This window comes from Paraburkholderia jirisanensis (assembly GCF_054782355.1).
This window is the reverse complement of the sequence record NZ_BAAGSQ010000027.1, coordinates 112,575-127,161: the sequence shown is the minus strand read 5'-3', so window position 1 is coordinate 127,161 and position 14,587 is coordinate 112,575. Positions and strand designations below refer to the sequence as shown.

11 protein-coding genes are annotated in these 14,587 nt (G+C 64.5%); 8 read left to right on the top strand and 3 right to left on the bottom strand.

The window, feature by feature from the left end; translation table 11 throughout:
• Nucleotides 1–106: 106 nt before the first annotated feature.
• Both ACYVNQ_RS23325 and dacB read right to left on the bottom strand, forming a co-directional pair.
• Complete coding sequence (locus ACYVNQ_RS23325) at nt 107–1,027, bottom strand: sterol desaturase family protein (RefSeq protein WP_460905094.1); 921 nt, start codon at nt 1,025–1,027, stop codon at nt 107–109.
• A gap of 190 nt (nt 1,028–1,217) precedes the next feature.
• The gene (gene dacB / locus ACYVNQ_RS23320) at nt 1,218–2,837 is read right to left on the bottom strand and encodes a D-alanyl-D-alanine carboxypeptidase/D-alanyl-D-alanine endopeptidase (RefSeq protein ID WP_460905093.1); all 1,620 of its coding nucleotides are present in this window, start codon (nt 2,835–2,837) and stop codon (nt 1,218–1,220) included.
• Nucleotides 2,838–3,304: 467 nt separating this feature from the next.
• Between dacB and ACYVNQ_RS23315 the strand changes: the two genes are divergently transcribed.
• The 6 genes from ACYVNQ_RS23315 (at nt 3,305) to ACYVNQ_RS23290 (ending at nt 8,957) form a co-directional block, all read left to right on the top strand.
• Nucleotides 3,305–3,967: a response regulator gene (locus tag ACYVNQ_RS23315; protein WP_460905092.1), complete on the top strand. Its 663-nt coding sequence runs from the start codon at nt 3,305–3,307 to the stop codon at nt 3,965–3,967.
• 4 nt (nt 3,968–3,971) lie between these two features.
• Nucleotides 3,972–5,273 (top strand): ATP-binding protein, encoded by a 1,302-nt coding sequence (locus ACYVNQ_RS23310; protein WP_460905091.1) that lies wholly within the window; start codon nt 3,972–3,974, stop codon nt 5,271–5,273.
• Nucleotides 5,274–5,388: 115 nt separating this feature from the next.
• Nucleotides 5,389–6,909: a DegQ family serine endoprotease gene (locus ACYVNQ_RS23305; RefSeq protein ID WP_460905090.1), complete on the top strand. Its 1,521-nt coding sequence runs from the start codon at nt 5,389–5,391 to the stop codon at nt 6,907–6,909.
• 157 nt (nt 6,910–7,066) lie between these two features.
• On the top strand, nt 7,067–7,588 hold the full coding sequence (locus tag ACYVNQ_RS23300; RefSeq protein WP_460905089.1) for a carboxypeptidase-like regulatory domain-containing protein: 522 nt from the start codon (nt 7,067–7,069) through the stop codon (nt 7,586–7,588).
• Between the two features lie 172 nt (nt 7,589–7,760).
• Nucleotides 7,761–8,186 (top strand): DUF427 domain-containing protein, encoded by a 426-nt coding sequence (locus tag ACYVNQ_RS23295; RefSeq protein ID WP_460905088.1) that lies wholly within the window; start codon nt 7,761–7,763, stop codon nt 8,184–8,186.
• Between the two features lie 33 nt (nt 8,187–8,219).
• Nucleotides 8,220–8,957 (top strand): CoxG family protein, encoded by a 738-nt coding sequence (locus ACYVNQ_RS23290; protein ID WP_460905087.1) that lies wholly within the window; start codon nt 8,220–8,222, stop codon nt 8,955–8,957.
• 49 nt (nt 8,958–9,006) lie between these two features.
• Here the strand turns inward: ACYVNQ_RS23290 and ACYVNQ_RS23285 are convergent, their stop codons facing one another.
• A complete protein-coding gene (locus ACYVNQ_RS23285) occupies nt 9,007–9,663 on the bottom strand; it encodes a TetR family transcriptional regulator (protein ID WP_460905086.1) in 657 nt (218 codons plus the stop codon).
• 433 nt (nt 9,664–10,096) lie between these two features.
• Between ACYVNQ_RS23285 and ACYVNQ_RS23280 the strand changes: the two genes are divergently transcribed.
• Nucleotides 10,097–11,350: an efflux RND transporter periplasmic adaptor subunit gene (locus ACYVNQ_RS23280; RefSeq protein ID WP_460905085.1), complete on the top strand. Its 1,254-nt coding sequence runs from the start codon at nt 10,097–10,099 to the stop codon at nt 11,348–11,350.
• Nucleotides 11,351–11,368: 18 nt separating this feature from the next.
• Nucleotides 11,369–14,587, top strand: coding sequence for an efflux RND transporter permease subunit (locus tag ACYVNQ_RS23275; RefSeq protein WP_460905084.1), 3,219 nt, complete (start codon nt 11,369–11,371; stop codon nt 14,585–14,587).

Genomic DNA, 14,587 nt, shown 5'->3' with positions numbered 1-14,587 from the left:
GGCGAGCGGTGCAACGGCATGCGAAATGGTTTCCCGCCGCATCGGGCCTGATGCATCAGGCCTCGTGGATAAGGCGTTCATGCATCAGGCTTCGCGTGCGTCAGAACTAATACGCGCCGGGGTTATTGTGCTGCACTCTGCCCGCTTCGCTAAAGCTCTGGTTTCCCCCAGCGCGCGCCGCGTGGTACGCAACGGCCCAGGCAGGTGGTGCGAACAGCGCAGCCAGCTTGTTGCGCAAGCCGCGCACCCGCACTACGTCGGCGTACAACGACGCCCATTCGTGAAACGTCGCCTTCAACGGATTGAAAGTGTGCAGCGGTTCGACGATGCCGAACACCGGCGGCTCGAGCGGATCTTCTTCGACATAAGTGCCGAACAGCCGGTCCCAGATCACCAGCACGCCCGCATAGTTGCGATCGATATAGCGGTCGTTGCGCGCGTGATGCACGCGATGGATCGACGGCGTGTTGAACACATATTCGAGCCAGCCGAGCTTGCCGATCGCCTGCGTATGCACGAAGAATTGAAACCCGAGATTGATCAGCACGACCGCCACGATCTGCCGCGGTGCGAAGCCGAGCAGCGCAAGCGGCAGCCAGAATGCCCACATGCCGGCCACCGGGTACATCAGGCTTTGCCGGAATGCAGTCGAGAAGTTCAGGCGCTCCGACGAGTGATGCACGACATGCGCGGCCCACAGCCAGCGCACGCGATGGCTGCAGCGATGGAACACGTAATAGAGCAGATCCTGCGCGACGAACAGTACCGCAAGCGACAGCCAGCCCGACGGCCACGTGAAGAGGCGCCAGTGTTGATAGCAATACGCGTAGACGGGAATCACGAATAGCCACACGAGCTTGTCGGCGCCCTGATGCATCAGCGCGAGCGTGCTGTTGCAAAGCGTGTCGCGCCAGCTATACAGCCGCGCGGCGGGACGCGCGCGTTGCAGATGCCACGCTTCCCAGCCGATGCACGCGAGAAAGACCGGGGCCATGGCCAGCAGAAGCAATTCGGCATCGAATTGCATACGCGTCTCCCTTCAATATCGGCACGCCGTTTCGGGCCGGCGTTGCGTTCATTTTTGTTTGATTGCAGTGCGGCGCGCACGACCGCTGCGGCTCGCCGGCGGCGCGTGCGTTTCATGCGCACGCCGCGCGCTGCCCGACAGCGTACACGCTAAGCGGTGCGGCGCGCGTGCGCTTCGCTAGAAGGATTACTCAGTGATTGCCGCTGCGCTTGGGGTTTTTCCTGGGCTTGCTGCGCGGCTCGCTGACGCGTTCCACGACCGGTTCGGCAACCGCTGCCTGCGCGCCCTGGTAGACCCATTCGAGCAGGCTGTCGTGCGCGGCGCGCGCGGCCTCGGCGCGCGGATCGTTGATCAGGCTGACCACCACATAGCTGTTGCCGTCCGCGGATGCGACATAGCCGGCAATCGCACGGACATCGCGCAGCGTGCCGGTCTTGATGTGCGCGTTGCCATTGACCGGTTCGTTGGTGAGCCGATGCCGCATCGTGCCGTCGACGCCGACGATCGGCAGCGAATCGACGAACACCTGCGCGACTGGGCTCGAGTTGGCGGCCTGCAGCAGATCGGCGAGCGACAACGCGGTGATGTGCTCGTCGCGCGACAGGCCCGAGCCGTTTTCGAGCGAAAGGTATTCGGTCGGCAACGCACTGCGCTGCAGGAACGCGTCGATCACGTTGATCGATTTTTCCGGCGTGGCGGGCGGCTTGCTCGCGACGGCGCCGATCGTCAGGAACAGATTGCGCGCCATCGTGTTGTTGCTGAACTTGTTGATGTCGTGCACCACGTCGGCAAGCGGCGGACCCATGTGGGTTGCCACCAGCCGCGCGTTGACCGGCACCGGGCCTTCGCGCGTGACGCCATTGAAGGTGCCGCCGGTCTGCTTCCACAGCGCGAGAAAACCGCCGGCAAAAAAGGCGGAGTGGTCGAGCGTCGCGATGTTGATGGTGCGGTCGCCGCAACGCAACGGGTAGTTGCCGGTGAACGACGCGGTGACCGCGCCGTTCGGCGCGGGCGTCACGCTCGGGTTCAGCGCGTTCAGGTCGCCGCGGCATGGGCCGCCGGTCGCGCGTAGCTGGTTGTCGATCTGCAGTTGCGCAAGCGCGGGCAACACGTCGATCGACACGCTGCCGTCCGCGGATGGTGTCAGCGTGAACGACAGTGATTTGAACGCATACAGCAGCGGATCGGGACCGACGTTGTACGGGGCGCTCGCGTCTTCGTCGAAGGCGGGCAGATCGCGCGTCGACGGATCGAAGAAACGCTTGTCGAGCACGATCGCGCCGTCGATGCCGACGATGCCTGCCTTGTGAATCTTTTGCACGAGATCGATCAGCTCTTCCGGCACGAGCTTTGGATCGCCGGTGCCCTGGATGTACAGGTTGCCGTGCAGTACGCCGTTTGCGTCGAGCTCGCCCTCCGTATAGGCGGTGGTGCGCCAGCGGTAGTCCGGTCCGAGTAGCGATAGGCCCGCATAGGTGGTGACCAGCTTCATCGTCGAGGCGGGCATCATCGGCTTGCCGGCATTTAGCGCGAGAATCGGCGTGCGGTCGCCGACTTTCTCGACCACTACGCTAATCGACGACAACGGCACATGTGCGCGCTGAAGCCCCGCCATCACGACCGGCGGCAGCACGGTCGTCACGTTGACCGAAGGATGCTCGGCTTTCTTGCGTGCTTGCGCGGGTGCTGCGCAGACCAGTGCGGTGCAGGCGAACAGCAGCGCGGCGGCGCGCGCCGGGCGGGTGAGGCGGGCTATTGCGTGCGCAGCGACGCTCGCGCGGTGCGGTTGTGGCTGCGGGTGCTCATACATCGGCGATTGTGGCTGCGGCTGCACTTGCGCTCGCGCGCTGTTGCGGGCGGGATCGTTAGCGATGGAAACGGCAGAACAAACGGCAGAGGCGCGGCGAACAATGCGCGTCGACAGGCGGCGTGCGATGGCGGAAGGTGAGGCGAGCGTCATGTACGGTCGATCGAACTAAAACTACGGAAAGCTGCGGCATATCGGCAGGCGGCGCGGTGACGCTGCAGCAGCGCTGCACCGTGCTGCCTGCGATGCGCATCGTGTACGGCCCGTAAGGCAACCGCAAGTGCAGCAGCGTGGTGCATGATGCATGGCGCGCAATGCGTAGCGCGTAACGCCTGCGTCACGCCGGCATGCTGCGCAAAAGCGCTCATTGTAGAGAACCTGCCGGTGGACTGCGCAAAAAATGCGCTGCGCACGTGCGGCAGCGTGCGGGCGCTAGAATGCAGGCATCTCGAATCATCGGAACGCGTGCCATGCGCATACTGCTAGTCGAAGACGACCGGATGATCGCCGAAGGCGTGCGCAAGGCGCTGCGCGGCGAAGGCTTCGCGGTCGACTGGGTTCAGGACGGCGAGGCCGCGCTGAACGCGGTGTCCGGTGAACCGTACGATCTGGTCCTGCTCGATCTCGGTTTGCCCAAACGCGACGGCCTCGACGTATTGCGTACGCTGCGCAAGCGCGCGCTGTCGGTGCCGGTGCTGATCGTCACCGCGCGCGACGCGGTGGCCGATCGCGTCAAAGGGCTCGACGCCGGCGCCGACGATTATCTGGTCAAGCCATTCGATCTCGACGAACTCGGTGCGCGGATGCGCGCGCTGATTCGCCGTCAGGCGGGCCGCAGCGATTCGACGATCCGCCACGGCACCTTGACGCTCGACCCGGCGTCGCATCAGGTGACGCTGGACGGCGCGCCGGTCGCGCTGTCGGCGCGCGAATTCGCGTTGCTCGCGGCGCTGCTCGCGCGGCCGGGCGCGGTGCTGTCGAAGAGCCAGCTCGAAGAAAAAATGTACGGCTGGGGCGAGGAAATCGGCAGCAACACCGTCGAGGTGTATATCCACGCGCTGCGCAAGAAGCTCGGCGCGGATCTGATCCGCAACGTCCGCGGGCTCGGCTACATGATCGCGAAGGAAGCCTGACACGATGCGTTCGATTCGCCGTCAATTGCTGTTCTGGCTGCTTGCGATTGTGTTACTGGGTGTCGGCATTGCGGGTTGGCTGATCTACCGCCAGGCGCTGGCCGAAGCCAACGAACTGTTCGATTACCAGTTGCAGGAGATCGCCGCAGCGTTGCCCGCCGAACCGTTCTCGCAGATTCTCGGCTCGCGCGATACCGGCGACGAAGGCATCGTGCTGCAGATCTGGAATCGCAATGGCGTGCTGATGTACTACTCGCATCCGCGTGCTCCGCTCGCGCGGCACGCGGAGCTGGGCTTCTCCACCGAGCGCACCGACAAGGGCGACTGGCGCGTGTATGGCGCGATCGTCGGCGATAACGTCGTGCAGCTGGCGCAACCGCTGTCGGTGCGCAATCGTCTGGCGGCGAACGTCGCGTTGCGCACGTTGTGGCCGTTGATCATCCTGTTGCCATTGCTTGGCGTGGCCGTGTGGGGCGTGGTGGGCCGCGGCCTCGCACCGCTGCGCCGCGTGACCGGTGCGCTCGATACGCGTCATCCCGAGGCGCTCGAGCCGTTGCCCGATGAGCGCTTGCCGGTCGAAGTGCGACCGCTGGTGCATGCGTTGAACGGCTTGCTCGAACGGCTCGCGGTCGCGCTCGATACGCAAAAGGCCTTCGTTGCGGATGCCGCGCATGACCTGCGTACGCCGCTTGCGGCCGTGCAGATCCAGGCGCAACTGGTGGCGCGCGCGCACGACGATGCGACGCGCGGCGAAGCGCTGGTCGATCTGCAGGCAGGCGTGACGCGTGCCACGCGTCTGGCCGAACAGCTGCTCGCGCTCGCGCGCTCCGAGCCCGATGGGCGCGAGGCGGCGGGCACGGTGAATCTCGATAGCCTGCTGCACGATTGCGTGGCGGCGTATGCGCCGCTTGCGCAACGGCGCGGTGTCGATCTCGGTATTGAGGCAAGCGAGGCGGCGAGCATTAGCGGCGATCTCGAAGCGCTGCGTGTGCTGTTCAACAACCTGATCGATAACGCAACCAAATACACGCCGAGCGGCGGCAAAGTCGACGTATGCGTGCGCAACATCGACGGCCATGCGGTAGTTCAGATCGGCGATAGCGGGCCGGGCATTCCGGCTGAAGAACGCGATCGCGTGTTCGATCGTTTCTATCGCGTCGGCTCAGGTGCGAACCGCGTGCGCACTGACGTCGCCGGCAGCGGCCTGGGTCTCGCGATCGTGCGCCGCATCGCGCTCAAACATCACGCCAGCGTTACGCTCGGCGATGCACCTGCCGGCGGTTTGCTGGTCACCGTGACCTTCTAGAAAGCTTGTGCTTGCGAGCCTTTCGCTGAAAGGCTCTGTTTAAGATTGCTTTAAGTGACCCCGCGTACTCTGCGTTACATCCAAGAGTCAAACTCTCCCTGTCTGGAGTACAACGATGAACGCGAAAACTCTCTCTCGCAGTGCAGTTGCCGTGGCTGTCGCGGTTGCGCTGTCCGCTGGCTACGTGGCGGGACGTCACAACGTGACGACCCCCGAAGTCATCACGCCGGCTCAAGCTGCCGCCGCGATGATGCCCGCTGAAGCGGCAGCTAAAACCGGTATTCCGGATTTCTCCGGCCTTGTCGAAACCTTTGGTCCGGCGGTGGTCAACATCAGCGCGAAGCATGTGGTGAAGCGCACCGCGATGCGCAGCGGCGGCAGCGGTAATGGCCAGCAGTTGCCGATCGATCCGAACGACCCGTTCTATCAGTTCTACAAGCACTTCTTCGGCGGCGTGCCGGGCGCGCAAGGCGGCGACGGTGGCGACGGCGGCGACTCGCCGGATCAACCGAGCTCGAGCCTCGGCTCCGGCTTTATCGTCAGCAGCGATGGCTACATTCTGACCAACGCGCATGTGGTCGACGGCGCGAACGTGGTGACCGTGAAGCTGACCGACAAGCGCGAGTTTCACGCGAAGGTGGTCGGCGCCGACAAGCAGTCGGACGTCGCGGTGCTGAAGATCGATGCGAAGGATCTGCCGACCGTGAAGATTGGCGATCCGAAGCAAAGCAAGGTCGGCCAATGGGTGGTCGCGATCGGTTCGCCGTACGGCTTCGACAATACGGTGACCTCGGGCATCATCAGCGCGAAGTCGCGCTCGCTGCCCAACGAGAACTACACGCCGTTCATCCAGACCGACGTGCCGGTGAATCCGGGTAACTCGGGTGGCCCGCTGTTCAATCTGCAAGGCGAAGTGATCGGCATCAACTCGATGATCTACTCGCAGACCGGCGGCTTCCAGGGGCTTTCGTTTGCTATCCCGATCAACGAGGCGATCAAGGTCAAGGATGAGCTGGTGAAGACCGGCCACGTGAGCCGCGGTCGGCTCGGCGTCGCGGTGCAGAGCATGAACCAGACGCTGGCCGATTCGTTCGGCATGAAAGCGCCGCAAGGCGCGCTGATCAGCTCGGTCGATGCGAGCGGCCCGGCAGCGAAGGCCGGTCTGCAGCCGGGCGACGTGATCACCGCGGTGAACGGTGTGCCGGTGGCCGATTCGTCCGATCTGCCGTCGCAGGTCGCGAGCATCAAGCCGGGTACGTCGGCCGATGTTCAGGTATGGCGCGACAAGGCCAGCAAGACCATCAAGGTGACGATCGGCTCGCTGCAGGATGAAAAGGTTGCGTCGAACGACAGCGCGCCGGCGCAACTGCAAAGCCGCCTCGGTGTTGCGGTGCGGCCGCTGACGCCGCAGGAGCAAAGCAGCGACTCGATCACGCACGGTTTGCTGGTGCAGCAGGCGGGCGGCGCGGCGGCGAGCGCGGGCATCCAGGCCGGCGACGTGATCCTCGCGGTGAACGGCCGCCCGGTGTCGAACGTCGACCAGCTGAAGCAGGCTGTGTCGCAGGCTGGCAACAGTCTCGCGCTGCTGATCCAGCGCGACAACGCGCAGATTTTTGTGCCGGTCGACCTCGGCTGAGCGCGATAGTCTGTCGATGGCTTAAGGCAGTATCGGCGAGGCGCGCCGGCGCGCCGCGCGTCGCCGATCGGTAAAAAAGTGCGGCAGGCGGGTATGCCGCTTGCTGCTCCGGTTGGATTTCCACCGTTCGGGTTCTTCCCGGAAAAGGAGCTAACCCATGAATAGTCAGCGCAGTAGTTCGCGCAATTCCACGCGCAGTCGTCGGCGCATCGTTGCCGCGGCGCTGAGCGCGGCGCTTTCGCTGGGGCTTGCCGGCGGCGCGTATGCGCAGGAAGCGAGCGGCGTCACCGGCGGTACCACCACCGACGACACCAGTGCCGGCAACGCGAATGGCGGCGGTCTGCCGCAGATCCAGCAGCAAGGCGACGTGTCGTACACGTCGGGGGGCGTCGGCCAGGATGAGTCGCACGCGCTGCGCGCCGAGCAGAACCGCTGGCCGCTGTCGATGCGCTTCACCGGCCCGACCGCCGATTATCTCGCCGACGTCCGCGTCAAGATTGTCGACGCGCACAGCGCCGACGTGCTCGATACGACATCGCGCGGCCCCTACATGCTGGTCAAGCTACGGCCGGGCCGCTACACGGTACAGGCGTCGTATAAAGACCACACGCAAAGCAAGAGCGTGACAATCCCGGCGAAGGGCACGGCTAAAGCCGACTTCTACTGGAAAACCCAATAACCGGCTGCCCGGCAGACTGGAGCGTGCGGGAGGCCGCGCAATTCAGCAAGGATTGGCCGATAATGAAAGCCACGGACCGTTCGGTTCCGTGGCTTTTCGTTTTGAAAGCCGCGCTTTTGCGCGACGCACAATTTCATCTTCGCAAGTTCAGATTCGTCCTGGAGCGAATGTCATGAGCGATGTTCCGAGCAACGGCGAGCATGGCGGCAGCGCCCCGCAAGGGCATGGTGCCGCGGCGCCGTCGCACGTCGACAGCCATCGCATCGACATCGCGCCGAACCGGCACCGGGTGCGCGTGATCCATCAAGGCATCACCGTCGCCGATACGCGCCGCGGGCTGACGCTCGTAGAAACCGGCTTGCCCGACGTGGCTTATTTCCCGCGCGCCGACGTCAACATGGCGCGCCTCGAACGCTCGACCCATACGTCCCGATGTCCGTACAAAGGCGACGCATCGTATTTTCATTTGCGCACCGAGGACGGCATCGTGGAAAACGCCGCATGGAGTTACGAGGCTCCGATCGAAGGGGCTCAGCAGATCGACGGGTATCTGGCGTTCTACGCGTCGCGCGTGGACCGCATCGATCAGACTTCCTGATCCCACGGTCGAGCGTTCATCTGGGAAGCAGCCATGGAACTGAACAACGCGTTGAAAATTCCGCTCGAGCCGTCCGAAGTCTGGGATGCGTTGCAGGACCTCGCGTTGCTGCGCGCCAGTCTCGACAATTGCGAGTCGTTCACGCGGCTGGCCGGCGGCGAATATGCGCTGACCTTGACCGTGCCGCTCGGGCCGTTGCGTGCGCACTATGAAGTGCGCGCGCATGTGGCGAGCGGCGGCAGTGCAGCGGAGGGTGACGCGCGCCGGCGCACGCTCAACTTCAAGGCGCGCGCCGGCGGTGTCGGCTCGCTGCGTGGGCAGATCGACGTGGCGCTGTCCGATGGCGATCGCGCTGCGCCGGATGCGCCGAGCACGCGGATCGACTATTCAGTGTGGGCGACTTCGACGGGCCCGCTCGCCGAGTTGCCGGCGCGTCAGATCGAAAACGCGCTGCATGAACTGGCCGACGATTTCTTCACCGAGTTCTGCGCGGTAGTGCAGGCGAAGCACGGCCAGGGGCCCAACGAAGCGCGCGGCACCGCACCGCGCCGCCAGCATGTGTTCCTGCGCCCGATCAGTCTCGCCGGCGTGGCGCGCCGCGCGCGGCACGAGCACGACGGCACGCTGACCGGCCGCGCGATGCATTCGACCTTCGGCGCCCGCGCGCATCACGAGCCGACGCCGCATGCGGTGCCGCATTGGGCGTGGGCGGCGATGATCTTTTTTGTCGCGCTGCTGCTGTATGTGGCGCGCTGGTTCGGCGGTACCTAGCAACCGGTACGGCGGCGTGCGCCGCCTTCCGCGTTGCATTCCGTTGGCGTCACCCGGTGGCGCCGTCATCCCGGCTGGTTCTCAGCGAGCGTCCGTAGCGCAACGCGTCGAACAGACTTTCCACCAGTTGCCGCGCGTGGATGCCGACGTCGATCGCCTCCGGCAAAAACAGCATGTCGCGCAGCGCACCGCCGACGAACGCATGCAGCACCGACGCCGCGCGCGCCGTATCCAGATCGGCCGGCAATTGCCCCTGCGCCACCGCGTTGCGCAACACGCCTCCTATATTTGAGAGCCCTTCACGCATGTTGGTCTGATGGCGCGCCATCACAGGGCCCATTTCCTCGACGAACTCACACTTCAGAAACAGGATGTCGAACACGCGGCGCTGCCGCGGATCGAGCGCGGTGTTGCGCAGGATGCCTGTCAGGATATCGACCAGCCGGCCCAGCGGATCCGGATCGTCCGGATCGAGCGACGCGGCTTTCAGTTCGTCGAGCGGCAGCAGCACGCGGTCGAACATCTCGGTGAACAGATCGCCCTTGTTGGCGAAATGCCAGTAAATCGCGCCGCGCGTAACGCCTGCCGCCTGCGCGATATCTGAAAGCGAAGTGCGAGAAACCCCCTTCTCGAAAAAGACCTGTTCGGCCGCATCGAGGATGCGGTTTCGCGTCTCCAGCGCCTCTTCCTTGGTACGTCGGACCATATCTCCAGACCAGCTTGAATTGCAGATTTCCCTGAGTTTTTAAACGTCGACGAATAAAGATCATCTCGCCGATGCGCTTTCAGGGAGTTGCTGTTCCACGCAGGGCGCTTGCGGGAATGTGAATAACCTTTTACATGCATTCGTGAACGTATCTATAATAGCACCCTAAACGATCGGATGACCCAGCTAACCTGACCGGTTAATATCCGTCACTGTTGCTTACAAATACCTTGGCGTCCGCCTTGCTGCAAGGCTGCGGCGCGGTACGGCAATTCCCGGTCCGGCCCCCATCGCCCCTGCGGGTTACGCGCGCAGGTCGCGCGTTGCCATTGGCTTTCGTCCGGTTGCGGGCGTCGAAAAGGCGCCAGTACGTGCCGTGATCCTGGTATCGGTGCGTGCTTTTTCCTTCTCAGTCTCAGACAGAGGTTGCTCCATGCGCGTCAAACGGGTTCCCATCCGCTGGGCTATGTTCAGCCTGCCTACTGCTGCGGCGCTCGCCGTCACGCTGGCGGCCTGCGGACAAAAACAGTCAGCTCCGCCGCCGCAAGACCCCGAAGTGGGTATCGTCACGGTGCAGCCCCTCCCGGTGCCGGTCATTACCGAGCTGCCGGGCCGCACCAGCGCCTTCCTCGTCGCACAGGTGCGTGCGCGGGTCGACGGTATCGTGCTGCGGCGCGAGTTCACCGAAGGCAGCGAGGTCAAGGCCGGGCAGCGTCTGTACAAGATCGATCCGGCGCCGTACATCGCCACGCTGAACAACGCCAAGGCGGCGCTCGCGAAGGCGCAGGCCAATCTCGTTACCGTCACCGCGCAGGCGAACCGCTATAAGGTGCTGGTCGCGGCGAACGCGGTCAGCAAGCAGGACTACGACAACGCGGTTGCGTCCGAAGGCCAGGCCGCGGCGGATGTCGCGGCCGGCAAGGCATCGGTGGATACCGCGCAGATCAACCTCGGCTATACGGATGTGGTGTCGCCGGTCACCGGCCGCGTCGGCATTTCGCAGGTCACGCCGGGCGCTTACGTGCAGGCGAGCCAGGCCACGCTGATGTCCACGGTGCAGCAGCTCGACCCGATGTACGTCGACCTCGTACAGTCGAGCCTCGAAGGCCTGCGGCTGCGCCGCGACATTCAGAGCGGCCGCCTGAAGACCAGCGGGCCGAACGCCGCGAAAGTCTCGCTGATCCTCGAAGACGGCCGCCCGTATGGCGAGACCGGCAAGCTGCAGTTCACCGACGTGACCGTCGATCAGACCACCGGCTCGGTGACGATTCGCGCGATCTTCGACAACAAGGACCGTGTGTTGCTGCCCGGCATGTTCGTGCGCGCGCGCATCGAGGAAGGCATCAACGAGAACGCACTGCTGGTGCCGCAGGTCGGCATTACGCACGACCAGAAGGGGCAGCCCACCACGCTGGTGGTCGGCAAGGACGACAAGATCGAGGTTCGCACGCTCACCACGGGCGGCACGTACGGCTCGAACTGGGTGGTCGAAAGCGGGCTGAACCCGGGCGATCGCGTGGTCGTGCAGGGCGTCGACAAGGTGCATCCGGGCAACAAGGTTCGCACGACACCCGCGCAACTGCCGGCGGCTGCCGCTTCCGACGCCGCCGCGCAAGGCTCGCCGGCGGCTTCCGTCGCGCCGGCCGCACCAGCGGCGCAAGCCGCCTCTGCCGCATCCGGCGCGTAATTACAGGGAGCCGGTTACATGGCAAAGTTCTTTATCGATCGCCCGATCTTTGCATGGGTGATCGCCATCGTGCTGATGTTGGCGGGCCTTGCGTCGGTTTTCACGCTGCCCGTCGCACAGTACCCGACCATCGCGCCGCCGTCGGTCCAGATCAGCGCGACCTACCCGGGCGCCTCGGCGAAGACGGTTGAAAACACCGTCACCCAGGTGATCGAACAGCAGATGAGCGGGTTGGACCACCTGCTGTATCTGTCTTCGACATCCGACGACTTCGGCACCGCGACCATCACGCTGACCTTCGCTGCCGGCACCAATCCTGACATCGCGCAGGTGCAGGTGCAAAACAAGCTGCAGCTCGCCACGCCGCTGTTGCCGCAGGTCGTGCAGCAGCTCGGCACGAAGGTCACGAAGTCGAGCAGCAGCTTCCTGCTGGTGCTCGCGTTCGTGTCGCAGGACGGCAGCATGAGCAAGTACGACCTGGCGAACTACGTCGCGTCGCACGTGCAGGATCCGGTCAGCCGGATCGACGGGGTGGGCACCGTCACGCTGTTCGGCACGCAGTACGCGATGCGGATCTGGCTCGACGCAAACAAGCTGAACAACTACGGGCTGACGCCGGTCGACATCCAGTCGGCGATCGTCGCGCAGAACGTGCAGGTGGCGGGCGGCTCGCTCGGCGGCACGCCGTCGGTGCCGGGCCAGGTGCTGCAGGCCACCATCACTGAAGCGTCGCTGCTCACCACGCCCGAGCAGTTCGGCAACATCCTGCTGAAGGTGAACCAGGACGGTTCGCAGGTGCGCATGAAGGACGTCGCGCGCATTGATCTCGGCGGCGAGAACTACAACGTCGACACCAAGTACAACGGTGCGCCGACGGCCGGCTTCGGTATCCAGCTCGCGACCGGTGCAAACGCGCTGCAAACCGCCAAGCTGGTGCGCCAGAAGATCGACGATCTCGCGCCGTACTTCCCGCACGGCCTGATCGTCAAGTACCCGTACGACACCACGCCGTTCGTGCGGCTGTCGATCGAAGACGTCGTGAAGACGCTGATCGAAGGCATCGTGCTGGTGTTCCTCGTGATGTACCTGTTCCTGCAGAACCTGCGCGCCACGCTGATTCCGACGATCGCGGTGCCGGTGGTGCTGCTCGGCACGTTCGCGATCATGAGCGCGGTGGGCTTCTCGATCAACGTGCTGTCGATGTTCGGGCTGGTGCTCGCGATCGGCCTGCTGGTCGACGATGCGATCGTGGTGGTCGAGAACGTCGAGCGGGTGATGAGCGAAGAAGGCCTGTCGCCGCGCGACGCGACCCGCAAGGCGATGGACCAGATCACCGGCGCGCTGATCGGCGTGGCACTGGTGCTGTCGGCGGTGTTCGTGCCGGTGGCGTTTTCGGGCGGCTCGGTGGGCGCGATCTACCGGCAGTTCTCGCTGACGATCGTCGCGGCGATGGTGCTGTCGGTGCTGGTCGCGCTGGTTCTGACGCCGGCGCTGTGCGCGACGCTGCTCAAGCCGATTCCGCAGGGTCATCACGAAGAGAAGAAGGGTTTCTTCGGCTGGTTCAACCGCACCTTCGACAAGAGCCGCGACAAGTATCACAGCGGCGTGCACCACGTGATCAAACGCTCGAGCCGCTGGCTGATCATCTATCTGGTGGTGATCGTCGCGGTGGGCCTGCTGTTCACGCGTCTGCCGAAGTCGTTCCTGCCGAACGAAGATCAGGGCACGATGTTCGTGCTGGTGCAGACCCCGTCCGGTTCGACCCAGGAAACCACCGCGCGCGCGTTGAAGGACGTGTCCGACTATCTGCTCACCGACGAGAAGAGCATCGTCGAGTCGACCTTTACGGTGAACGGCTTCAGCTTTGCCGGTCGCGGCCAGAATGCCGGCCTCGTGTTCGTGCGGATGAAGGACTATGCGGTGCGTCAGAAGTCCGACCAGAAAGTGCAGGCGCTGGTGGGCCGTCTGTTCGGGCATTTCTCGACGTACAAGAACGCTGCGGTGTTCCCGGTCAATCCACCGTCGATTCCGGAACTCGGCACGGCCGCAGGCTTCGACTTCGAACTGCAGGACCGCGCCGGCCTCGGCCACGAAGCGCTGATGGCCGCACGCAACCAGTTGCTCGGCATGGCCGCGAAAGACCCAGTGCTCACGCAGGTGCGTCCGAACGGCCTGAACGACACGCCGCAGTTCAAGGTGACGATCGATCAGGAAAAGGCGGCGGCACTCGGCGTGCAACTGTCGGCGATCGACCAGTCTTTCTCGATCGCGTGGGCCTCGCAGTACGTGAACAACTTCCTCGATGCCGACAACCGGATCAAGAAAGTGTACGTGCAGGGCGACGCGCCGTTCCGGATGACGCCGGAGAACCTGAACGATTGGTACGTGCGCAATATGTCCGGCGGGATGGTGCCGTTCTCGGCGTTCACCGACGGCAAGTGGACCTACGGTTCGCCGAAGCTCGAGCGCTACAACGGTATTTCGGCGGTGGAAATCCAGGGCGCGGCGGTGCCGGGCAAGAGTACCGGCCAGGCGATGGCGGCGATTGAAGCCCTCGCGAAGCAGCTGCCGGCCGGCATCGGCTATGAGTGGACCGGGTTGTCGTTCCAGGAAATCCAGTCGGGTTCGCAGGCGCCGATTCTGTACGGCATCTCGATTCTGGTGGTGTTCCTGTGTCTTGCGGCGCTGTACGAAAGCTGGTCGATTCCGTTCTCGGTGATCATGGTGGTGCCGCTCGGCGTGCTCGGCGCACTGCTCGCCGCGACGCTGCGCGGGCTCGAGAACGACGTGTTCTTCCAGGTCGGTCTGTTGACCACGGTCGGGCTGTCCGCGAAGAACGCGATTCTGATCGTCGAGTTCGCGCGCGAGCTGCAGCAGGGGCAGGGCATGGGCCCGGTCGAAGCGGCGCTCGAAGCCGCGCGCCTGCGCTTGCGGCCGATCCTGATGACCTCGCTCGCGTTCATTCTCGGCGTGATGCCGCTGGCGATCAGCAATGGCGCAGGCTCGGCGAGCCAGCACGCGATCGGCACCGGCGTGATCGGCGGCATGTTGACCGCGACCTTCCTCGCCATTTTCATGATCCCGATGTTCTTCGTCGTGATCCGCGGCAGCTTCAGCGGTGAGAAGGAAGATCCGGACGAGGCGCTCAAGCACTACAACGAGCACCATCCGCATGATCCGTCGGGCGGCGCTCCGTCGGACGGCGCGTCGGATGGTTCGGGCAAGGAAGGACACTAA

Bases quoted from the DNA above. Each gene is read 5' to 3' on its own strand.
- ACYVNQ_RS23310 (WP_460905091.1), top strand. From the start codon at position 3,972: ATGCGTTCGATTCGCCGTCAATTGCTGTTCTGGCTGCTTGCGATTGTG.
- ACYVNQ_RS23290 (WP_460905087.1), top strand. From the start codon at position 8,220: ATGGAACTGAACAACGCGTTGAAAATTCCGCTCGAGCCGTCCGAAGTC.
- ACYVNQ_RS23325 (WP_460905094.1), bottom strand. From the start codon at position 1,027: ATGCAATTCGATGCCGAATTGCTTCTGCTGGCCATGGCCCCGGTCTTT.
- ACYVNQ_RS23280 (WP_460905085.1), top strand. From the start codon at position 10,097: ATGCGCGTCAAACGGGTTCCCATCCGCTGGGCTATGTTCAGCCTGCCT.
- ACYVNQ_RS23300 (WP_460905089.1), top strand. From the start codon at position 7,067: ATGAATAGTCAGCGCAGTAGTTCGCGCAATTCCACGCGCAGTCGTCGG.
- dacB (WP_460905093.1), bottom strand. From the start codon at position 2,837: ATGTATGAGCACCCGCAGCCACAACCGCACCGCGCGAGCGTCGCTGCG.
- ACYVNQ_RS23305 (WP_460905090.1), top strand. From the start codon at position 5,389: ATGAACGCGAAAACTCTCTCTCGCAGTGCAGTTGCCGTGGCTGTCGCG.
- ACYVNQ_RS23315 (WP_460905092.1), top strand. From the start codon at position 3,305: ATGCGCATACTGCTAGTCGAAGACGACCGGATGATCGCCGAAGGCGTG.
- ACYVNQ_RS23285 (WP_460905086.1), bottom strand. From the start codon at position 9,663: ATGGTCCGACGTACCAAGGAAGAGGCGCTGGAGACGCGAAACCGCATC.
- ACYVNQ_RS23275 (WP_460905084.1), top strand. From the start codon at position 11,369: ATGGCAAAGTTCTTTATCGATCGCCCGATCTTTGCATGGGTGATCGCC.
- ACYVNQ_RS23295 (WP_460905088.1), top strand. From the start codon at position 7,761: ATGAGCGATGTTCCGAGCAACGGCGAGCATGGCGGCAGCGCCCCGCAA.